This is a genomic window from Wolbachia endosymbiont (group A) of Volucella bombylans (assembly GCF_964026965.1).
GTDB classification, from domain to species: Bacteria; Pseudomonadota; Alphaproteobacteria; order Rickettsiales; family Anaplasmataceae; genus Wolbachia; species Wolbachia pipientis.
Genome location: NZ_OZ034717.1, coordinates 1,220,485 through 1,243,155 on the forward strand (window position 1 = coordinate 1,220,485; position 22,671 = coordinate 1,243,155).

Annotated in this window: 18 protein-coding genes and 1 tRNA gene; 16 read left to right on the plus strand and 3 right to left on the minus strand. The window is 34.5% G+C overall.

Annotated elements, in window-relative coordinates; translation table 11 throughout:
- Positions 1 to 24: 24 nt before the first annotated feature.
- Together AAGD51_RS06170 and AAGD51_RS06175 are read left to right on the plus strand one after the other, a co-directional pair.
- Positions 25 to 1,365: a pitrilysin family protein gene (locus AAGD51_RS06170; RefSeq protein WP_341810437.1), complete on the plus strand. Its 1,341-nt coding sequence runs from the start codon at positions 25 to 27 to the stop codon at positions 1,363 to 1,365.
- A complete protein-coding gene (locus AAGD51_RS06175) occupies positions 1,352 to 2,671 on the plus strand; it encodes a M16 family metallopeptidase (RefSeq protein ID WP_236514549.1) in 1,320 nt (439 codons plus the stop codon). Before AAGD51_RS06170 ends, AAGD51_RS06175 begins: the two co-directional genes overlap by 14 nt.
- On the opposite strand, the gene purN is transcribed toward AAGD51_RS06175, so the two are convergent.
- On the minus strand, positions 2,665 to 3,231 hold the full coding sequence (purN, locus tag AAGD51_RS06180; RefSeq protein ID WP_077188224.1) for a phosphoribosylglycinamide formyltransferase: 567 nt from the start codon (positions 3,229 to 3,231) through the stop codon (positions 2,665 to 2,667). The two genes, AAGD51_RS06175 and purN, sit on opposite strands and share 7 nt — an antisense overlap.
- 304 nt (positions 3,232 to 3,535) lie before the next feature.
- On the opposite strand from purN, the gene AAGD51_RS06185 reads away from it, so the two are divergent.
- Positions 3,536 to 3,952, plus strand: coding sequence for a hypothetical protein (locus AAGD51_RS06185; RefSeq protein WP_006279382.1), 417 nt, complete (start codon positions 3,536 to 3,538; stop codon positions 3,950 to 3,952).
- On the opposite strand, the gene AAGD51_RS06190 is transcribed toward AAGD51_RS06185, so the two are convergent.
- Positions 3,945 to 4,475 carry a Na+/H+ antiporter subunit E gene (locus AAGD51_RS06190; RefSeq protein ID WP_077188223.1) on the minus strand — a complete coding sequence of 177 codons (531 nt, stop codon included), beginning with the start codon at positions 4,473 to 4,475 and terminating at the stop codon, positions 3,945 to 3,947. The genes AAGD51_RS06185 and AAGD51_RS06190 overlap by 8 nt on opposite strands.
- Positions 4,476 to 4,591: 116 nt before the next feature.
- Here AAGD51_RS06190 and AAGD51_RS06195 point away from each other — a divergent pair, with 116 nt between their 5' ends.
- The 10 genes from AAGD51_RS06195 (at position 4,592) to dapA (ending at position 14,952) form a co-directional block, all read left to right on the plus strand.
- Positions 4,592 to 6,394: an ankyrin repeat domain-containing protein gene (locus tag AAGD51_RS06195; RefSeq protein WP_236514547.1), complete on the plus strand. Its 1,803-nt coding sequence runs from the start codon at positions 4,592 to 4,594 to the stop codon at positions 6,392 to 6,394.
- A 120-nt stretch (positions 6,395 to 6,514) separates the two neighbouring features.
- Positions 6,515 to 6,964: an SsrA-binding protein SmpB gene (gene smpB / locus AAGD51_RS06200; protein WP_006279384.1), complete on the plus strand. Its 450-nt coding sequence runs from the start codon at positions 6,515 to 6,517 to the stop codon at positions 6,962 to 6,964.
- A gap of 6 nt (positions 6,965 to 6,970) precedes the next feature.
- Entirely contained in the window at positions 6,971 to 7,762 is a 792-nt protein-coding gene (lgt, locus tag AAGD51_RS06205) for a prolipoprotein diacylglyceryl transferase (protein WP_010962823.1), read from the plus strand.
- A 691-nt stretch (positions 7,763 to 8,453) separates the two neighbouring features.
- Positions 8,454 to 10,199 (plus strand): type I secretion system permease/ATPase, encoded by a 1,746-nt coding sequence (locus AAGD51_RS06210; protein ID WP_065094799.1) that lies wholly within the window; start codon positions 8,454 to 8,456, stop codon positions 10,197 to 10,199.
- A 361-nt stretch (positions 10,200 to 10,560) separates the two neighbouring features.
- On the plus strand, positions 10,561 to 12,000 hold the full coding sequence (locus tag AAGD51_RS06215; protein ID WP_015589193.1) for a hypothetical protein: 1,440 nt from the start codon (positions 10,561 to 10,563) through the stop codon (positions 11,998 to 12,000).
- A gap of 4 nt (positions 12,001 to 12,004) precedes the next feature.
- Entirely contained in the window at positions 12,005 to 12,613 is a 609-nt protein-coding gene (locus AAGD51_RS06220) for a hypothetical protein (RefSeq protein ID WP_015589194.1), read from the plus strand.
- A 4-nt stretch (positions 12,614 to 12,617) separates the two neighbouring features.
- Entirely contained in the window at positions 12,618 to 13,433 is an 816-nt protein-coding gene (locus AAGD51_RS06225) for a hypothetical protein (protein ID WP_065094808.1), read from the plus strand.
- A 13-nt stretch (positions 13,434 to 13,446) separates the two neighbouring features.
- Positions 13,447 to 13,520 (plus strand) — tRNA-Arg (locus AAGD51_RS06230).
- 67 nt (positions 13,521 to 13,587) lie between these two features.
- Positions 13,588 to 14,061, plus strand: coding sequence for a single-stranded DNA-binding protein (ssb, locus tag AAGD51_RS06235; RefSeq protein ID WP_006279368.1), 474 nt, complete (start codon positions 13,588 to 13,590; stop codon positions 14,059 to 14,061).
- Positions 14,062 to 14,070: 9 nt separating this feature from the next.
- On the plus strand, positions 14,071 to 14,952 hold the full coding sequence (dapA, locus tag AAGD51_RS06240; RefSeq protein WP_077188220.1) for a 4-hydroxy-tetrahydrodipicolinate synthase: 882 nt from the start codon (positions 14,071 to 14,073) through the stop codon (positions 14,950 to 14,952).
- Between the two features lie 38 nt (positions 14,953 to 14,990).
- Here dapA and ligA read toward each other — a convergent pair whose 3' ends face one another.
- Positions 14,991 to 16,979 carry an NAD-dependent DNA ligase LigA gene (gene ligA, locus AAGD51_RS06245; protein WP_077188219.1) on the minus strand — a complete coding sequence of 663 codons (1,989 nt, stop codon included), beginning with the start codon at positions 16,977 to 16,979 and terminating at the stop codon, positions 14,991 to 14,993.
- A 214-nt stretch (positions 16,980 to 17,193) separates the two neighbouring features.
- Here ligA and gltX point away from each other — a divergent pair, with 214 nt between their 5' ends.
- From gltX to dnaE, 3 genes are all read left to right on the plus strand, one after another.
- The gene (gltX, locus tag AAGD51_RS06250; protein WP_077188218.1) at positions 17,194 to 18,516 is read left to right on the plus strand and encodes a glutamate--tRNA ligase; all 1,323 of its coding nucleotides are present in this window, start codon (positions 17,194 to 17,196) and stop codon (positions 18,514 to 18,516) included.
- Between the two features lie 280 nt (positions 18,517 to 18,796).
- Positions 18,797 to 18,973 carry a hypothetical protein gene (locus AAGD51_RS06255; RefSeq protein ID WP_179945710.1) on the plus strand — a complete coding sequence of 59 codons (177 nt, stop codon included), beginning with the start codon at positions 18,797 to 18,799 and terminating at the stop codon, positions 18,971 to 18,973.
- 364 nt (positions 18,974 to 19,337) lie between these two features.
- Positions 19,338 to 22,667: a DNA polymerase III subunit alpha gene (gene dnaE / locus AAGD51_RS06260; protein WP_077188217.1), complete on the plus strand. Its 3,330-nt coding sequence runs from the start codon at positions 19,338 to 19,340 to the stop codon at positions 22,665 to 22,667.
- Positions 22,668 to 22,671: the final 4 nt, after the last annotated feature.

A 22,671-nucleotide genomic window follows, 5' to 3' on the forward strand; every position in this document is an offset into this window, starting at 1 on the left:
TTGTTTTTATATTAGGTCGAAATAATGCTTCATAAGTTTTTTAGTTTTCTTATACTACCTGTACTTTTTTTTACTTACCCAATTTCTTCGAATGCTTTAAACATAGAGCACAACATAAAATATACTAAACTCAGTAACGGACTAGATGTTTATGTTGTTTCTAATCATCGGATTCCAGCCGTTTTACATGCAGTAATATACAAAGTTGGGGGAATGGATGATCCAATCGGCAAAGCAGGATTGGCTCACTACTTTGAACATTTAATGTTTGAAACTACAGGAAAGTTCACAGATATAGAAGCCACTATGAGTAGCATTGGGGCTCAATTTAACGCGTTTACCACTAAAGAGTATACTTGTTATTATGAGTTAGTCCCCAAAAAAGATTTACCACTGGCAATGGAAGTTGAAGCAGATAGAATGGGCAGCTTTAATGTTACTCAAGACAAAATAGATAGAGAAAAAAACATTGTACTGGAAGAAAGAAAAATGAGATTTGATAACCAACCTCATAACTTGTTGTGGGAAGAAATGGATAGTGCATTTTACCGTAATGGCTATGGTAGATCTGTTATTGGCTGGGAGAGCGATATCAAAACTTACAATCAGGATGACATAGTGAGGTTTCACGATAGTTATTATCACCCTGGTAATGCAATATTGCTGATTGTGGGTGATGTGGAACTTGATGAAGTAGTGAAATTAGCAGAAGAAAAATATGGCGAAATTAAAGCTAAGCCTGTAATGAGAAATTACCCAAATCAGGATCCAGTGCATAATGCAGGTCTATCGGTGACCTTAGAGAGCACTGAAGTAAAAGAACCAGTTTTATATTTTCGTTATCGTGTACCCTTATTTGAGCATATAAATGAAGCTTCCGCTGCTCATTTAGCGGTTGAAATTTTAGGTGGCGGCAAATCCAGCAAACTGTATAATGATCTGGTTTTAGATGAAGATGTGGCAGTATCAGTGTTTGCTTATTATAATAGCCTAGCTTTTAGTGATGGCTACATTGATATTCAGGTCATTCCAAAAAGCGGAGTTAATTTAGATATTGTTGAAAGAGAGTTAGATAATGCTATTAATAACTTCATGTCTAAAAGAATAACGGATGAGGAGTTGCAAAGCTCGAAATATAGATACAAAGCAGCACAGTTTGATAATCTATCTGACTTAACTCATATAGCGATGTTCTATGTGCCACACCTTGCACTTGGTATTCCACTTGATGAAATAGATATTTCATATAGCAAAATAGATGATGTTAATTTAGAGGATGTAAATAACAAAATTCGTACTATCTTTTCTTCCAATAAGTTAATTGGTCGTTTATTACCAAAAGGAGATAACAATGAGAATAAGTAAATTTGTACTTCTGTTTTTTTTCTGCCTAAGCTTTAATTTACAAGCAAGTGGTAGCTTAAATATAGAGGAGGTCACTACCCGTAAAGGATTTAAGTTTTTATTTGTCGAAAACTGTGCTTTACCAAAAGTTTCACTGAATATATCATTTAAAGATGCAGGTTATGTGTATGAGAGTGCAGAAAAACAGGGGCTTGCTTGGTTTACTTCTCTTGTAATCCAAGAAGGGGCAGGAGAAAATGACGCTAAGGATTTTGCAAAAAAACTGAAGATCAAAGGAATAAATTTACTTTTTTACCCCGATTTAGAAAGTTTCGGAGTGTCATTAGAAACTTTGTCTGAAAATTTAGAAGAAAGTATTTCACTACTTAGCGATGCTATAATACGTCCTAAAGTTGACCCTGAAGGGTTGAATAGAGTTTTCGAGAAAGCCAAAGTTGATTTTAATAATCTTGAAAAAAATCCTTATTTTGTTGCTGGAAAAGAATTAGATACGTTATTGTTTAAAAAACATCCTTACTCAAAAAGTGTGTACGGTACTCTTGATACTATAATGAGCATTACTAGAGACGATGTTTTAACATACATAAAGCGTAATTTTGCTAAAGATAACATAGTTATCAGTGTTGCTGGTTGTGCAAAAAAAGAAGAAATTATTACGCTATTAGATAAATATTTATCTAAATTGCCGTCAAAAAGATCAAAAGTGAGAAAAATACCTGTGAAAAATGATTTTGGTTCTGCAGAAAGTAAGAACATTTTTATGGATATACCACAAAGTGTGATACTTTTTGCTCAAAAAGGTATAGCTTATGAAGATCCAGACTACTATAATGCTCAAGTTTTGGTTAATGCGCTTGGTGGTATGGGGCTGAATTCAGTGCTGATGAAAGAGCTAAGGCAAAATCTTGGAATTACTTATGGTATTAGTGCCTCTATGGCTAGTTATACGCATGCAAATATTATAGCCGGAGGTTTAAGTACTGATAGCTCTACTGCCAGTCAATCCATATCTGCAATAAGAGATACATTGAGCAGGATAAAAAAGGAAGGAATTGATGAACAATTATTTAAAGATACAAAAATTAGTATGGTAAATAATTTTATCTTTTCCCTATCTAATAACGCAAACACAGCAGTGTTCTTGGCTAGTATGCAGGTACGTAATCGCGATATTAATCGTCTAAATAATTTTGTAAGTCTCATTAATGACGTAAAGCTAGAAAAAGTAAACGAGCTGGCAAGTTCTTTACTGGAACCCGAAAATTTATTTTTCGTTGAAGTTGGAAAAAACGCTCAGGGTCAATAATTAATACTTTCTGCTATTGATCTTACTGCTTTTACATAGCACTTATGCTCCTCAGCTAGAATGCGTTCTGAGAGGCTTTGAATATCATCAGCTAGTAACACTGGCACAGCAACTTGAGCAATTATGGCTCCAGCATCAACTTCAGGAGTGACATAATGTACAGTACAACCTGTAATTTTTACACCTGCTTTTAGAGCTTGCTCTTGAGCGTTTAGGCCTTTAAAAGACGGAAGTAAAGAGGGATGAATATTTATCACCTTGTTATGCCATTTACTCAGAAAATCAGCTTTGAGAATTCTCATAAACCCTGCAAGGCAAATTAAATCAACCTTATGTTGAACAAGTATTTCGTGAATTTTACCAGCATCAAGCGGTTTATCTTTAACAATAAACGCTGAGATTCCTGCTTGCTCTGCTATTTTCAGACCAGCAGCTTCGCTATTATTTGTGATAACACATGCAACTTCTGCGGAAAAATTCTGATCTTGACATGCTTCTATTAAGGCCTGCATATTCGACCCCCTACCTGAAATTAGTATTCCGAGTTTTATCTTTTTCATTATAGCACAGTTAGTTTAGAATTTAGTTAATACTAACAAAACAGCTCAAAAGGAAAACTTATTTTATAGCAAAGAAGGCAGACTAAACTCTTTATATAAGTGGACCTCTAATTTTGGACCTCACTGGACAACACAAAATAACGAATAGCCCCATGTATCCAGCTAAAACTAGCTTTAATGCTTAGATATTGTGCTATTTTTGTATAATATACCACTATAAGTATATATTTTTGTAATCGCGTTATTATTTATTTAACAAAGTATTAGTATAATTTATTACACTGGATTAAATGGAGAAAGTTCAATGAGTAAATTACCGAACAATGCAAAAATAGGTAAATCTCAGGTTACTCAGTGGGAGGTAATAAAAAATTGTGAATATGCTGATAATTGCTTGTCAAAAATAGTAACTTTGTACGTTATTAGAATAACTCAGCTATCAGATTTTTATACGAGTGACGAACCTGAAATTAACACTGTTTTAGCAAGAATAAGCGTGACAAGTGAAAATGTATTTTTAAACAAGGCTACTACTATTGAAGTTATGGAAGGTATTTTTCCGTATAAATTTAACAGCAAGAAGAGAAATAACATATTAAGGTTAGAAGATTTATATAATTATTTATGTTCTATTGTTAATAATAGCCTTCCAAAAGAAATGCTTGAAAGTCTTGTAAGGGAATATAAGGATGCTGTTAACTTATTTAAAGCAATTACTTAACTGAACGTAGTATTTTTAAGATTTTGTTTTCTATTTCAGAAATGCCGCTTTCAAGGTTTTTATCTATCAAGCATATGGTAGACAAATACGTTTTTTGCTTGCTTTCAACATTGATAGTTAAAGTTCCGGGAGTGATTGTGACTGAATTGGCAAATAACGCAATGCTTTCGTCATTATGCCCTTTGCATTTTCTTAGGATAATAATCGGTTCAAGCTTAGATTTGAGTTGTAGCACCTTTTTTGTTACATAAACACTTGATAAAATGATTTGGTACATTAACCACGGTATATAACTTACTAACTTATAAAACGATAGTCTACTCGTACTATTTAAAATCTGGCTAAGAGCTCTTTCAGCGTTTATCAACCTTCTAAAGATAAACGATGTGAATATAGAGGAAAACACTCCACAAAAAATAAAAAACGGCTCAAAATAACCAGACAATACAGTCCATAGAACAAATAAAATTATAAATGACAGAGAAAAAAACTTGATTTCCTTCCTAAAGTTGAGGTTTTTCATAGTCTGTAATATAACTTAAATGACTCTTTAAGGAAAGATAATAACGAATATTTAGGTTCTTGACTTCTATGTTGAAAGATATAACAACTAAGTTATGTTTTTTAAGTGAGGAAGTTATGAAATATGACAAATTTATGGAAATATTAAAAAAAATAAATGACCTTTCAGATTTGAGCAAGGACAATATAGTTGAAAAAATAAAAGCTAAGTTACAAGAAGAAGATCCAGATTTATGTCAAGAGTGGGAAAAGAGTAAACCTGACAACGATAGTGGATCTGACATAAATTACATATTTACTATATCTTGTGGTCAAAATTCTAAGAAAGTCAAATTGTTACATCTTGCTTCTTATTGGAACTATGCAAATGTAGCAAAAGCTCTGATTGAAAACGGGGCAGATATTAATGCAGAACATGATAATAAAATTACTCCTTTACATATTGCTGCTCACTATGGCCACAAAGATGTAGTAACCATTCTAACTGGAAAAGGAGCAATTGTTGATGCAAAAAATGGTGATGGATGGACTTCTTTACATTTTGCTGTTGAAAAGAACCACGAAAATGTAGTAAACACTCTAATTGGAAAAGGAGCAAATGTTAATGCAGAAAATGATAAAGGATGGGCTCCTTTACATCTTGCTATTACAAATGGCCACAAAGAGATAGTACAAGTTCTATCAAAAGCAGAAGGAATCAACGTTGATGCAAAAAATAGTGATGGGTGGACTCCTTTACATCTTGCTGCTGCAAATGGCCGCGAAGATATAGTAGAAACTCTAATTGAAAAAGGAGCAGATGTTAATGCGAAAGATCATTATAAATGGACTCCTTTAACATTTGCTTCTCAAAAAGGCCATGAAGTGGTAAAAGGAGCTCTATTAAAGGCACAAGAGAACATCAAAGCTTTGCTTTCAGCTGTTAAACATAATAATGAGGAGGAGGTGAAAAACCTATTAAATAAAGGAGTAAACGTTAATGCAAAAGATGATGATGGATGTACTCCTTTACATCTTGCTGCCAGAGAGGGCTGCGAAGATGTAGTAAAAATTCTCATTGCAAAAGGAGCAAATGTTAATGCAAAAGATGATGATGGATGTACTCCTTTACATCTTGCTGCTGAAAATAACCACATAGAGGTAGTAAAAATTCTAGTTGAGAAAGCAGATGTTAATATAAAGGATGCTGATAGATGGACTCCTTTGCATGTTGCTGCTGAAAATGGCCACGAAGATATAGTAAAAACTCTAATCGCAAAAGGAGCAAAGGTTAAGGCAAAAAATGGTGATAGACGTACTCCTTTACATCTTGCTGCTAAAAATGGCCACGAAGATGTAGTAAAAACTCTAATCGCAAAAGGAGCAGAGGTTAATGCAAACAATGGTGATAGACGTACTCCTTTACATCTTGCTGCTGAAAATGGCAAAATAAAAGTGGTGGAAGTTCTGCTACACACTGAAGCAGACCCTTCATTAAAAGATGTTGATGGAAAAACGCCAAGAGACCTTACTAAATATCAAGGTATAATTCAGCTTTTAGAGGAAGCGGAAAAAAAGCAAACGTTAAAAAATGAGAATAAAAAAACGCCAAAGGATCTTACTGAAAATAAAGATGTAATGCAGCTTCCAGAGAAAAAGGAAGAAAAACAGGTTGGAAAAAATGCAATTGTGAAAGAAAAAGAACAATCTGCAAAAAATGCAATTGTAAAAGGTGTTATTGTGTGTTTTGTAACTGCAGTGATAGTTGGTGTTGCACTTGCATTTGCTACTGCCCTATCTGTACCAGCAATAATTGGACTAGCTGCAGGATCTGCGCTCATAGTTGGTGCTGGTCAATATATAATGTCAAAGCCTAAAACTGAAATGAAAGGAGTAAAGCAGGAACTTGTATCTGGAAAGGCAAAAGAAGTACTTACTTGATTTTTGTTATCCTGTTGCTATCAGACTAGCCTGGCACCTTATATTTATTGGGATAACTGTTTTATTATGAATTAAGTCAAAAACTCTGTAATATATTGAAGCTTAAAGATATCTTTAAATATGGAAGTTATTGCAGAAAATAGGAAAGCAAGGTTTGAATATTTCATCTTAGAAGAATTTGAAGCGGGTATGGTCTTATTAAGCAGTGAAGTTAAATCGCTAAGAGAAAGAAAAGTAAATATTTCCGACGCCTATGTTGTTGAAAAGAATAGCGAAGTATGGCTGCACAATATGCATATTGCAGAATATAAAGCTGCGAACCGAAAAAATCATAAACCAAAAAGGGAACGTAAATTACTCTTGCATAAACAGGAGATAAATAAACTAATTGGTCAAATCAAGACTGCTGGGATAACTGTTGTGCCGCTTTCGGTCTATTTTAACGATAAAGGATTTGCAAAAACTAAAATTGCCATTGTAAAAGGAAAAAAACTCTACGATAAGAGAGCAACCATAAAACAGAGAGAGTGGGATCGTGAAAAAAGTAGATTGTCTAAGAATAATTTATAGCAAAATATGTCTTTAAATCCAGTAATTTTCAGCATCGGTCCTGTTTCTATATATTGGTATTCCTTAGCCTACGTTTTGGGTATAGTGTTTGCATATTGGTATTTACATAAGCTAGATGACCAAAAAATATTTACTAAGAATTTTTACGATTCGTTATTAACAGCCACTATTGTAGGTATTATCCTTGGAGGTAGACTTGGCTACGTATTGATATATGATCCAGTTCTTTATATAAGCAACCCTATTGAGATATTGAAGACCTGGGAAGGAGGGATGTCATTTCATGGTGGTGCTATAGGAGTTTTGCTTGCAGTAATAATTTCGTGTAAAAGACATAATATCCCTACATTTTATGCACTGGACCTAGTTTCTTGCGGAGTTCCCATAGGTTTATTTTTAGGTCGCATAGGCAATTTTATAAACGGAGAGTTATTTGGCAGAGTTACAACTATGCCATGGGGTATGGTATTTCCAGAGAGTGGTGATAATTTGCTGCATCATCCAAGCCAGCTTTATGAGGCACTTTTTGAAGGACTGCTACTTTTTGCAGTTGCAAATTCACTGTTTTTCTTAACTAGAATAAGACTGTATCACGGTGCGTTAACTGGTATTGCAGTTATGTGGTATGGAATAGCACGTTTTTTCGTTGAGTTTTTTCGCGAACCAGACTATCAAATTGGCTATTTGTGGCTTGATTTAACTATGGGGCAGTTGCTTTCTATACCTATGGTTTTGCTAGGAATGCTTGTATATCTAGGCGCATTAAATTTAAAATTTAATACGAAATCTGTCACATAGAGAAAAGGTGAGTTCAATAGAAAAATGTAGCCAGAAGCCCCACATTATGCACAATTGTACGAATTTTCTGCGTTGCAGTAGAATGAATCGGTGGGCTTTGTTGCATCGCTAGCTATGATGGATTAAAGATAAAAAAGGTGGAGAATATCAGTAGCTTATTATTCTGGTATTTACAACAAGAACGGTCAGTGAATACCTAAATTTGAGTAAAAGAAATTTCACTACCACTCACTAATCCGGCTAAAATTCAAGAATTTCAATGCTTTAGCTATTTTCAATAGAATTAAATTTATTAATATAAATAACAAATTACTATTCTTAAATTTGATCAGATTGATTGCAAAAAAAACAAGATTTTCAATAAGTTGCTTATAATCCTAATTATAGTTAGCCTTTCATAAGTAGCGATGCAACAAAGCCATCCCAGTGTCAGCTACTTTCATGACACCATTTGCTGTGCAGTTTACCTTCAAAAATGAATGTTCGTACAGCTATGGAATGAATCGCGGTATGACGTAGCTTCGCTATAGGCAATGAAGGAAATATTAACTATACTTCTTTTTACCATTGTTTATATTTCCTATTCACATATATTAATATTTTACTCACTTAAAGTAAGCTAACTACCGTTATTAATATTTTTGTAATAAAAATTGTATATGGTGCATGTAATCAAATTAAGAGGAAGATTGTGGAAATTACGCCATCAATAAAAAAAGAATTGAAGCAAAGTACTCTATATATTTGCCTAGAAAAATGCAAAAGTGCATTTTGGTTTATCTTTTGGTTTAGTGCGGGAATCAATTTATTAATGTTATTCCTACCACTTTATACCTCTCAAGTGCTTGATCGGGTGATATCGAGCGAAAGTGTATCAACACTAACTATGCTGACAATTATCACTTTATCTGCATTTGCATGTTCTGCAATGCTTGAAACTTGTCGATATTTAGCCATGGCAAAAATAGGTGATTGGATCGATAAAACTGCAACACCAGATCTGATAGTAAGGTCAATCAGGCTAACGTCAGTGCAGAGCTCAACTTCAAGTGGTGAAGCAATACGAGATCTCGGAGTGATAAAAAATTTCATTACAGGAAATGGTATATTCTCACTGTTTGATACTCCATGGTCGTTAATTTACCTTGTTGTGATTTTCATGATACATACCTCCACGGGGTTTATAGCTATTACTGGAATTATTATATTAGTCTCTATGGCAATATGGAATGAACTTGCCACTAAACGAATATTACAAGAAACCAACGAAGAAACTATACGGAATATCAATGCTATAGATGTTGCAACAAGAAATGCAGAAGTGGTTGAAGCTATGGGCATGTCAGAATTCATAGTCTCTGATTGGTGTAAACGAAATGATCAGAACCGAGCAATGCAAATTAAAGCACAAAATCGCTCTAATGTAATTACTGGAATCACTAAATTTTTGCGCTCAACTCTGCAAATATCAGTGATTGGAACAGGTGCATTACTTGCAATCACAGCTCATAAGACTGCCGGTAGCATCATCGCTGCTTCAATTTTAATGGGTAGAGTATTAGCACCATTTGATGCTGCGGTTCATACTTGGAAGTTTTTAAATCAGGCTAGAATGTCATATGGAAGGCTACAAAGACTTATATTAACATCGCCAAAAAGAGAGCAAACGATGGCTCTACCAGAACCTGAAGGAAAATTGGAATTTGATAGAGTATTTTTTACTCCTTATGGAAGCAATAAGCCGACAGTAAAAGGAATATCATTCATTATAGATCCTGGAGATGTAGTTGGTGTTATTGGTGCAAGTGCTTCTGGTAAATCCACTATCGCAAAATTAACTGTTGGTGTATGGAAGCCAATATCTGGTGTAGTCAGACTAGATGGCGCTGATGTATATACTTGGAATCGAGAAAATTTTGGTAATTATGTTGGCTACTTACCTCAGGATATTGAGTTATTTAACACTAGTGTCAAAGCTAATATTGCTCGCATGAGGCCAGATCCAAATCCTGAAGAAATAATCAAAGCAGCAAAAATTGCAGGAATACATGAACTAATACTAAGCTTACCAAATGGATATGATACAACAATAGGAGGTCCTGGAGGAGTAACGCTCTCTGGCGGCCAAAAACAGCTTCTTGGACTTGCCAGAGCTTTTTATGGTCACACAAAACTTTTAGTACTTGATGAACCAAACGCTAACTTAGATAGCAATGGAGAGGCATGCTTAATTAATGCAATTGGCATTGCAAGAAAACAAAATACTACTACTGTTATCATCACTCACAAGCTACCGTTATTGTCCGTAGTTGATAAGGTGATCCTCATGTCAGATGGTGTCATTTACGCTATGGGACCAAAAGATGAGATTTTGAGCAAATTAGTTGCTCCATCATCAAGTACCACAGAAGATGAGCGCTCTTCAGCAAATGGTTAGTTTACTTACAATAAATTCTGTATCTGAAATAACAACTGTTCCAGAAAAATATATATTTCTTTACCATTAGAAATAATATTACAAGAATAGTAAATAGATTAATAACTCTTATTAATTAAAGTCAATCGGCAGATATAGCTAAAGTGGCTTAGGTTTACCTACAATTTGAAAAACAACAAATTCGTCTTAATGAATTTTCTTAATTTGTTATCTAAACAACTTAATATTAGTGGTAATTTTATAAAAAAATTATAATATAAATAATGTTGCTGCGAAAATTTATAACAATATTTCCCTCTAACGTTTAATGAATTTCAATAAATTGCCTTTTTAATTCTAGATAAGTATATGCTTTGTTAATATGTTTAGTTCAAAATCCAAAAGTAAGTTTATGCTTTCTATTGGAGAAGAAGGCATAATGTTACTATATTTTAAAAATAATACTTTAAATAAAAGGTATTTTGTTAAGGGCAAAAACGATAAAGCAGTTTCCGATTTAATTTCATGTCTTTCGTCAGATAAAAAAGCACCTTTATACCTGGTGCTTAATCATGCAGATCAAAATTACTCGCTACAGTTTATTACAAGGGCAAACAAGATTAGTGCCTATCTATCAGCAAAAACAAAGATGGAGCATTTTTCTCGTAATAATGACATAAGTTCAGTTTTTTTGGTTGAGAAGCCAAACAAATTCAATCAAAACTGGTGCTATCTTCTTGTTTCATCAAAAGCAAAGCATTTAGTAGAATATTGGTTGAATGTGTTTATTGAGATAGGCTCCAACTTTAAGGGAATATTAATGTTTCCTATAGAAATAAGTAATATAACAAAAAAGATTCTACATAAAGATCCTAATAATTGGAAAATTATAGTTGCTGCAACTAAAACGGGAGGCTATAGACAAGTGGTTCTTAAAGAGAATAAAATGGTATTTACGCGCTTAACATCATTTACTAATGATAATTTACCAGGAATTATCGCTGGTGGAATATATCAGGAAGTGCAAGATACTATTCGATCCTTAACTAAGTTTGGGTTTGAAAAAAATAACCCTATCGACCTTTGTATCATAGTGTCAGAAGATATCAAAGCTAGTTTATCAGTCATAAATTTTTCAGAGAACAGTGTGAACATATTAACTCCATATGAGTTAGGCAAACTATTAGGAGCAGAACTAGCTATAAGTGAAAAAGATAACTTTTGCGATACCATAATTTTGTTTCATAGCTTTAAGAATAAATTAGCAGCTATTTTTAATACAAAGGAAACTAAAGAATTTTATCTATTCAATTACCTTTATTTAAACTCTCCTCGAATTTTTCTATACTTCGCCCTGGTTTTAGTTATAACAAACACCCTTTGTTTGCTAAATTTGTATTCAAATTTCAATGTCGCTGATAATTTATCAGCAAAGCAGAACACCTTAAATAACCAATTAACAAAACTTAGCCAAAGCTATAATGTAAAAAAAATAGATGAAATTTATGATTTTATTAATATCAATAATATTTTATCAAAAATAGAATACTCTCCTCTTACACAAGTTAAGTATGTAGAAAAGTTAAAAATACCAGGTATAGAGCTTCGATCATTTGAATGGAATTATAATGAGGCAAAAAGTTATATTACCACAACTTTAAAGTTTAATTTTCAATCCGGTAAAAATATTTCTCATCAATACGAGAAACTACGAAAAAATTTAAACGATAATTTTCGTACCTATGACATTAATATTTCTAGCTTACCTGCTGCTAAAGAGCAAAATCTATCTATTGATGTTGAAATAGGAGAGGCAATGTAGATTAATGACTATCTCTCAATTAAAAAGAAAAGCTACAATTCAGTTTATATCGTATTTGTTATTATCTGTTGGATTAATAGGGTTATTAACATATGTTGTTATCTATAACGAAAAGATTTATAATAAAAACCAAATTGCGATTGATAAAATACGTTCTATTAATTTACAGATTACTGGAATTCAAAAAAAGGAAGTTGTTCTAAATAAAAACCTAGATTTATGGAAAAAAATTTCTTCTTCAAATTTACATAGTAGCAGATACATTGCAAATTTAAATTTCGAGCTTAGCAAGTTATATAAAAAGCACTATATATTAGAACCTGAAATATCAATTTCTATACCCGAAGAAGTTGAGCTCCACAACAAAAGTGAACGCACAAAAGTAATAAAAAGTGAAGTGGTCCTAAATTTAAGCTCAATCAGCGATAAGCATATTTTTTTATTTCTACAGTCTATTCCAAATCTGCCCGGTTATGTTATGATCAAATCTCTTATTTTAAATAAGCAGAGAAATATTGATGCTGCAACTATGAATCAGATTTTGAATGGTAATATGATAGAGATAGTGAGAGCTAATATAGTCTTTGATTGGTATACTATATTAAGTAGATAAGGTGATGAACATAAAGCTGTTTTTTATTTTTACGCTACTCATTTCCAATGTTAATGCATATTGCAGTTGTGAAGATATCATAGAAAGCATAGAAATTTGTAAGGAGTATTCTTGCCGACAATATATTGGCAATGAAGATTTTATTGAGCATAAAATATTAGGATTAAATAGTGGAAATTTATGCGTATATATAGAAAAACAAGGTAATGATGAAATGGTTTGTCATCATTCTCAGTATGGAATGATGATAGAAAAAAGATATTTTGAAAGTATTCTTAAAGTTGGCAATCAAGAAATCGACGATTTTATTGATATAGCAAATTTGCGTGCAAAAGAGTGTTTCTTTATCAACAATCAAAAACTAAGCTATACAGATCGGGACGATATAATAAGAGAAGCAGTGGAAAGTGACTTTGACGTTTTGTCACAATATAGTAACGTAAAAAGCATTTTTTTTGATGAAGAGCCAGTTAATAGAATGGTCAATGAAATGGAAAAGTTCAATTTACGATCTTCAAGAGCTGTAAAAGAGGAGGTATCAGATAATTTCAACTGTAAGGTAGTGAGTTTAGACTCAATTTTATATCTTTCTCCCGATACATGGAAAATATGGGTAAATGGAAAACTGTTTATAAATACCAAGGATTTAAAAGTGCACTCAGTCACTGAAAATTATGTAACTTTTGTATGGACCGTAGATCAAAAAGCAATAAAAAAGCATGCGAATGATTCTCAAAATGTATATTTTGGATATGGGAGTATTATGTTTACGCTTTATCCAAAACAAAAATTTGACTTGGATGGCTTATCTATTAAATAACTTAAATATATATGCGCTTGTAGCTCAGTTGGATAGAGCGTTGCCCTCCGGAGGCAAAGGCCGTGGGTTCGAATCCCTCCAAGCGCACTTTTAATTAAATTTGACAATAGTATTTTCACATAAGATAATAAAAGGATTTATTTAGAGCATAATTATGTCTGGTGGTACCATAAACAAAGTCATACTAGTTGGTAATTTAGGAAAAGATCCTGAAATTAGGACTACACAAAATGGAAAAGAAATGGCAAGTTTTTCAATAGCCACGTCTGAAAGTTGGACTGACAAACTTTCCGGTATGCGCTCTGAAAAGACAGAGTGGCATAATATCGTAATTTTTAGTGAAGGATTAGTAAAAATCGTCAAAGATTTTGCACGCAAAGGCAGTAAAGTTTATGTTGAAGGTTCTTTGAGAACTAGAAAATGGACTGACCAAAACGGTGGTGAAAGATACACAACAGAGGTGGTTCTATATAATTTTAATAGCGCTCTTACTCTCCTCGATTCACGACCAAACTCTGATTACAAGCCGAGTGAATACAAACAAGGTGAAACAGGACAAAAAGATAAACACGAAAGTTTTGACAACGATATAAAAGATGAACTACTCGACGATGAAATACCATTTTAACAATTTAAATTGAAATCTACATTTTTATGGACTGCTTGTGTTACTCCTTTTAATTGCAATGGAGATAGTATAGATTATAGCAGTTTGCAGCGTTTACTGACAATGCAAGTTAAAGCTGAAAATGGCGTAGTGTTGCTGGGTAGTACAGGTGAGAGCCTATCGCTTACTGATTCTGAAAAGCGTACATTAGTTGAATTCGTATGTAAGCTAAAATTAAATACGAAAATTATAATTGGCGTACCAGGAGTGAATCTATATCAGACTCTTGAATGGCTTGATTTTTGCAAGGGTATGCCTATTCATGGCTATCTAATGACAACTCCCATTTATGCAAAGCCCGGAATTATGGGGCAGACTTTATGGTTTGAAAAGCTGCTTGAGAAAGCACATGTGCCGGTTATGTTTTACAATATTCCATCAAGAGCAGGAATAAATCTTCACGCTGAAACTGTACGCAACTTATCCAGCCACGAAAAATTTTGGGCTATCAAAGATTCAAGTGGCACTGTTGATACTTTAGCTCAGTACAAGAAAGTTGCACCAAATATTGAGGTCTTTTGTGGAGATGATAATATGATATCCGATATGGCCGCTTATGGTGCGGCTGGCCTGGTTTCCGTTGCTTCCAATGTTTGGCCATATGTAGCACATGAATATGTTAAGAAGTGCCTCAATGGCAGGAACCCTCAGGCAGATATCTGGCAACAGGCTTGCGAAGCGTTATTTACTGCCAGCAACCCAATACCTACTAAAGCACTTTTGCATGATATTGGTCTTATAGAACATCAAACTGTCCGCCTACCGCTCAGCACAGAAGACTTGCCTTCTGTTGAAAAATTGAGGCAAGTCAATAAAATGATTCTTGGATGGAAAGAATTGGCTACTCTCTAAATAGTCTTGCAACTTTGATTTAATATACAATCCAAGTTTCATTTGAACACTCCCAAACTTATCACTTTATGCCACTGGTCTTCATCTAAAATTTCTACACCTAATTCCACTGCCTTTTTATATTTGGATCCTGGTTTTTCTCCTGCAATTAGGTAGTCAGTTTTAGCAGAAAGATGTGAGCTGACCTTTGCTCCTAGAGTTTTGGCTCTTACTTTTGCCTCTCCTCTACTCATAGCAAGTAGCTTACCAGTAAACACTATAATTTTATTATTTAAAACAGAGTTACTAGAGTTGGAGCTCACAGGAAGAATTTGAAGACAAGCAGTAAGATCATTTAACATTTTGATGTTATGTTCCTTAGAAAAAAATGATTCCAAAGATTCAGCTACTTTTTTTCCTATGCCGTCTATACCTACTAGCTCAGTATTATCTGATGACAGTTCAATCATCGAATTATACCAATTATCATAAGAAACATAATAATCTGCAAGCAATTCTGCTGCAACTTGGCCAATAAATCTAATACCTAAAGAAAATATAAACCTATCTAGAGTTATTACCCTTCTGCTTTGTATAGCATTTAATAAATGAGCTATTGATTTCTTGCCCCAACCAGACTGTTCTTCCAGATTAAATTCATCCAATCTTTCTTCTAAAGTAAAAATATCGGGAATTTGTTTTATCAGACCAAGGTCGTAAAAAAACTCTATCTGCTTATCACCAAGGCCAACAATGTCAAATGCATCTTTCGATACAAAATGCTTTAGTTTTTCTATTATTTGAGCTTTACAGGCAAATTCCTCAGGACATCTTACTGCAGCCTCTCCCTCAACCTGACGTACTTTACTACCACATTCAGGGCATACTTCAGGAAACACAAATTCAGGTGTATTTGGAAGACGAGAATCTCTGCTTACTTCAACGATCTGGGGAATTACATCCCCTGCCCTTTTGATTGTTACAATATCTCCCTCTCTTATGTCTTTACGTTTTATCTCATCTTGGTTATGCAGACTTGCTCTACTAACTAGCACCCCACCAACATTGACTGGCACTAAATCTGCAACTGGAGTTAAAACCCCTGTTCTGCCCACCTGTATAAATATCTTGTTTAACTTTGTTTTTGCATAAACCGCAGAAAACTTGTATGCAAGTGCTGAGCGCGGTGCTTTGTGAGTATTCCCTAGACGATTTTGTAGTACCAAATCATTTACTTTATAGACTATTCCATCAATATCATAATCCAAGTTATAGCGACAGTTATAGACTTCATTATAGAACTTCAGCATTCCATCTAAACTACTCGTTAAGGACTGATGCTCATTTACGCAAAAACCAAGTGCCTCAAGCTTATTTAGTACCTCACTTTGACTTTTCTCTGCTCCACCAATCAAAGAATAAGCAAAATATCTAAGAGGTCTGCTTGCTGTAATGTTTGCATCCAATTGCTTTAGAGAACCAGCGGCTGCATTTCGAGGATTGGCAAATTCATCGTTTTCATTTAACTTTAAAAAGTCGCTGTTACTGATGTATATTTCACCTCTTACTTCTAGTCTTCCTTGCACACCTTGCAAAAACTTAGGAAAGCCTTTTATTGTTGCAACATTGTGAGTGACATCTTCCCCTACAAAACCATCACCTCGAGTTGCAGCTTTAACAAATCTTCCATCCTCATAAATTGCAGAAAACGACAACCCATCAATTTTTGGTTCACATAATATCTCTATTTTGTCCTCAATTAAAAACCTCTTTATTTTAGACAAAAATTTCTCTACACCTTGTTCATCATAAGCATTCTCAAGGGAAAGCATAGGTTCTTGATGTTCCACCTTAGAAAACCTCTCATCAGGTGGAGCACCAACACTATCTTGTGTTGCATAAATTTCTGGCTCTATTTCAGCTAACTTTTTCTTCAGTTCATCATATTCAGCATCACTTATTTCTGGCTTATTTTTTTGGTGATACAAAACATTATGATAATTTATTTGATCTTGCAGTTTTTCTCTCATCTTTTCTAAGTTAGTCATGATACCAATATAATGCTACATTAGCCTTTGTCGTCAAGCTGTGAATTTTCTTGAATTTATCATATGGTCTTAATCCATCAAATATCAAAGGTGCCACAATGCTATAGCCATACTTATTCTTCTCTTGCTCAATTGTATTAGCAGATCTCGCTTGCTCTAGCCATATATTTATATAAAATTAAAATAAATTAGAGTAAACAATATTGCTATTTAAATGCTAACAAGATTCGCTCCAAGCCCAACTGGCTACCTCCACGTAGGAAACGTACGAACTGCCTTGGTTTGTTGGATGTACACACGCAATCAAAATGGAAAATTTTTACTCCGTTTTGATGATACTGACCTTCAGCGTTCAGATGTCAAATATATAAATGATATCATACAAGATTTGAAATGGATTGGTATCAATTGGAATGCAAGTTTCAAGCAATCAGAGCGCTTTGAGCGTTACAATGAGGTGTTTTTGCAGTTAATAAAAGAAGGGCATATTTATGCATGCTATGAAACAAGAGAAGAGTTAGAAATTAAACGAAAATTGCAGTTAAAACAAGGACTTCCCCCGGTATATAACAGAAGCGCGTTACTTCTAACTGAGCAAGAGAAAATTCGTTATGAGCAAGAAGGAAGAAGACCACATTTTAGATTTAAGTTGGATAGAAATGAAGTTGTTAAATGGAATGATGAAGTTAAAGGTGAAATAAATATTGCAACCAGTAGCATAAGTGACCCCGTGGTAAAGAGAGAAGATGGAATGTACACATACATGTTACCTTCTGCTATCGATGATGTTGACTTTAATGTAACCCATATTGTACGCGGGGAAGATCATGTAACTAATACCGCAGTGCAAATTCAAATGATTAAAGCATTAAAAGCGAAAATCCCTACATTTGCTCACCTTTCTCTGCTACATTTTGATGATAGCAAGATATCCAAGCGAGTCGGTGGGCTGGATATCAAATCTATAAAAGAAGATGAAATTGAACCGATGGCACTAGTTAGTTATTTAGTGAAGCTTGGAACATCCAATCCAATTGAAGCTTGCGCCTGTATGCAATCTTTGATTGATTCATTCGACATTAAAAAATTTAGCTCAGCATGTACGCAATTTAGCTTGAGTGAAGCATACAAGCTAAATAGCAAAGTGCTGCAACAAATGCCATTTGAAATGGTGCAAGACCGTTTAAGTCAAATTGGAGTGGACTCCTCAGAGTTTTGGTATTTTATAAGGAACAATATAGAAAGGTTTTCTGAGGTGGCCAAGTGGTGGAAAATATGCAAATCCGATATAGAGCCTGTGATTCTTGATAAGGAGCTTATAAAAATTGCGTTCAATGCATTGCCCCAAGGTGATTGTAATGAAAACACGTTGTCAGAATGGGTCAAAACTATTCGACAAACAGTGGATATAAAGGCAAAAGACCTATTTACGCAGTTGCGCTTAGCTTTAACAGGAACAGAAACAGGCCCAGAGCTCGCTAAACTATTAATTTTTATCGGCAAAGAAAATATCATTGCAAGGTTAAAAGAAAAGTGAAAACTAAAGAATTATAGCTAATGCAATCCCTACGTCATACCGCGATTCATTCGCGGTATCCCTTAGCCGCTAACAAGCAGCGGGATGACGAATTACTTAACCATCATCTACACCGCCATACCGCGATTCATTCGCGGTATCTCAGCCGCTAACAAGTAGCGGAATGACAACAATCCTACGTCATACCACCGCGGCGCTAACAAGAGATCCCGCTAACAAGCAGCGGGATACTTAGGGATGACGGTTGTTGTTTAGCTATAAATATTAAGAAATTTACTAAATGAAAAAAAAGGCAAAAGAAGCCCTGGGGTTATTATCCGCTTTAAAATATTGGCGTTTTTTATGTTTTAAACGCTTGACAAGCGAGATTCAGCCGCTTTTAATTGCAACTAACTTACGCTGCAAATGTTTAAGAAATTTACTAAGCAGAAAAAAAGACAAAGAATCCCCGAGTTAGCTAGTCTTTTACTATCTCTGTCGAGTATTGGCATTTTTTGATGTCTTGTAACGCTTTATAAGCGCGTTCAGCTTATTTAGATAAAAATCTAGATGTAGATGAAGTTTTGTAAAGACATACAGTATCTATATACTGCAAAAAATTGAACATAAGACGCCGATACATTAAGTAATCCTTACCTTTTAATCTGCAGATTGGCGAAAGCAAATACAATAGCTTCACTATCATGATAAGGGAGCTGGCGGAGTTTGTCAAGTAAGTTTTTGTATTTTAATTTTAGAATTTTATAGGCTTTTGTTCTCATGAAAATTATGTTCTCATGAGTAAATTAATGTTATCCTTTTTTGTTGATCTGAAGTTTCTTATGTTCATACACTTACGTGTTCATAGTGTTTATTCGCTGCTTGAAAGCTCGGTTAAAATTGAGGAGCTGATCGGCCTTTGTTTGCGAAATAAAATGCCAGCGGTTGCAATTACTGATTCAGGTAACTTGTTTGGCTCACTTGAATTTGCAGAATATGCGGCAAGTAGGGGAATACAGCTAATAATAGGATGCAATATTATAGTTAAACATTCAGAACAAAATTTACCTATATTATTGCTTGCAAAAAATGAGCAAGGGTACACTAATTTAGTCACTTTGGTGAGTGAGTCTTTTAGAAAGCGCAAGAATAACAGCGATATTCCTTACGTTGATTTTGATGAGCTATTGAATTTAAGTACGGGTCTGATCGCTTTAACCGGTGGATGTTTGGCTCAACTATTGTTGGGGCAAGATAAAGAAACGGTTGAAAAACTGCTTTCAGCATTCAATGGTCATTTATATGTTGAATTGCAGCGTCATGGGTTGAATAAAGAGCTAGAGCTTGAAGAAGCTTTGATAGACTTTGCTTATCAGCGCAATATACCACTAGTTGCAACGAACGATGTGTTTTTTCCAAATAGGTCTGACTATGAGGCTTATGATATATTAACGTGTATATCGGAGGGGAGTTATGCCCTGGAGAATAACAGAAAGAAGTTAACTACCGAGCATTACTTCAAGTCTGTGGCAGAAATGGAGGAGCTGTTCAGCGACATTCCCGAAGCAATTCATAACACTTTAGTGATAGCTAAGCGGTGCTCTTACATGCCAAGAAGCAGGCAGCCTATTTTGCCTAAATTTCCTTGTCGAGAAAATAAAACTGAGAATGAAGAACTGAGGGAGCAGGCAGTTGCAGGATTAGAATTCCGTATTGCGAATGAGACAGACATAGACCTTAAACAATACTACGATCGGCTGAATTACGAACTGAGTGTGATAACTTCGATGAACTACGCTGGCTACTTTTTGATAGTTTCTGATTTCATTCGTTGGAGCAAAGCAAATGGCATTCCAGTTGGTCCAGGAAGAGGCTCTGGTGCTGGATCAATTGTTGCTTGGGGCTTGCAGATTACAGACCTTGATCCAATAAAGTTTGGCCTAATATTTGAAAGATTTTTGAATCCTGATCGTGTATCGATGCCTGACTTTGATATCGATTTCTGCCAAGAGAAAAGGGACCTGGTTATTGATTATGTTCAGAAAAAGTACGGTTATGTTGCTCAAATAATCACTTTTGGTAAATTGCAGGCAAGGGCAGTATTGCGTGATGTTGGTAGAGTATTGCAAATGCCTTACTCTCAAGTGGATAAAATATCTAAAATGGTTCCATTTAATCCAGTAAATCCTGTAACTTTATCACAAGCGATAGAGTTTGATCAAAACCTGCAGAAAGAGCGGGATAGTGATGAGGTAATTGCAAAGCTTCTTGATATATCTCTTAAGCTTGAAGGAATATATCGTCACGTTTCAACCCATGCTGCTGGAATTGTAATATGTGATCAAAAGTTGGAAAATTTTGTTCCTGTGTATTATGATCCAAATTCAGCTTTGCCAATCACTCAATACAGCATGAAATATGTGGAGAAAGCTGGGCTAATAAAATTTGATTTTCTTGGGCTTGGTACGCTAACGCTAATAGATCATGTATGTCGTTTAATTAATCGTGATGGAAAAAAGATTGATATTTCTTCAGTTCCTTTAAATGACCAAAAAACCTATGAGATACTCTCAAGCGGTGATTCAATTGGAGTGTTTCAGCTTGAAAGTTCGGGAATGAGAGAAGCTTTAATTAAACTAAAACCGGACTGCATTGAAGATATTATCGCTTTAATTTCCCTTTATCGTCCAGGACCTATGGATAACATTCCAACTTATGTTGCAAGAAAACACGGACTTGAAAAGCCAGATTATATTCATCCGTTACTTGAGGAAGTATTAAAAGAGACATTTGGGGTAATAATTTACCAAGAACAAGTGATGGAAATAGCCCGTATTCTTTCCGGGTATAGCTTAGCGGAAGCAGATCTGCTGAGACGTGCCATGGGTAAGAAAATCAAGGAAGAGATGGATAAACAACGTGAACTTTTCATCCAAGGGGCAACGAAGAATGGCGTTGATTATGACAGGGCAAGTTATATTTTTGACCTTGTTGCAAAATTTGCTGGTTATGGGTTCAATAAATCTCATGCTGCAGCATATGCGGTGATATCTTATCAAACGGCTTACCTTAAAGCTAATTATCCATTAGAATTTTTTACAGCACTAATGAATCTGAATATTGATGATAGAGATAAACTGAATTTATTTTATCATGCAGCAAAGTTTAGTGGCGTTACCGTTCTTTCACCTGATATAAACAAGTCTCAAGCTGAATTCTCAATAGAGGATGAACGCATACGTTATGGTATTGCTGCCTTGAGGAATGTTGGTTTTTCTATAGCGGAAGGAATAGTGAACGTACATTCAAGCGCTTGTAAGGACATATGGGAATTCATTCAAAATTCAGGTCATACAATAAATAAGAGAGCGCTAGAAAGCCTGATTAAATCCGGAGCATTCGATAGCGTGCATAAGAACAGAAAGCAGCTATATGAGTCAATGGACACGCTGATTTACTTTGCAAATAAAAACAAACAGGATAGAGAATCAAGTCAAGCTGCTTTGTTTGGTAGTCTTGATGTCCTCAAACCGAAACTTGAGAATGTGGAAGATTTTGATGAAGAGGAAAAATTAGAACATGAGTTATTTTCACTAGGATTTTATTTAACTAATCATCCGCTTGAAAAATTTAGAACTCTTCTGGAAAAGTTAAATATTGGGTTTATCGGAGAAAATAGAACAGCAAAAACTGCTGGGGTAATATTAAATGCACGTATGAGAACTTCAGAGCGTGGAAGGTTTGTTATCCTCACACTTTCTGATCCCCATAACGTTTCTGAAATAGCATTCTATAATAATGAAATAATAGAAGAAAAAAGAGATTTATTTTCACCAGGAACATTTGTGATAATTGATCTTGAAGCTTCGGAAAATACAACAAGATTAGCAGGCAAAGATATATCTGAGTTTACAAAAAGAATCACTTCTACAATAAAAGAATTAGTTCTCACCACTGAGTGCACGGATTCGCAAAAAGCCGCTATGGAATTAAACGCAATATTGAAAGATGAAGGCAGAACCAAAATAATGCTAAAACTTCTTCTCGAAAAACATAAAGTGAGCATCTTATTACCAGGTGCATACTCAATTGCTCCTCAAGTAATTTATGAAATATCTAACTTAAGCTGGATTAAAGGCGTAGAAATTAATACAAATAACTTGCTTATATAAAAAA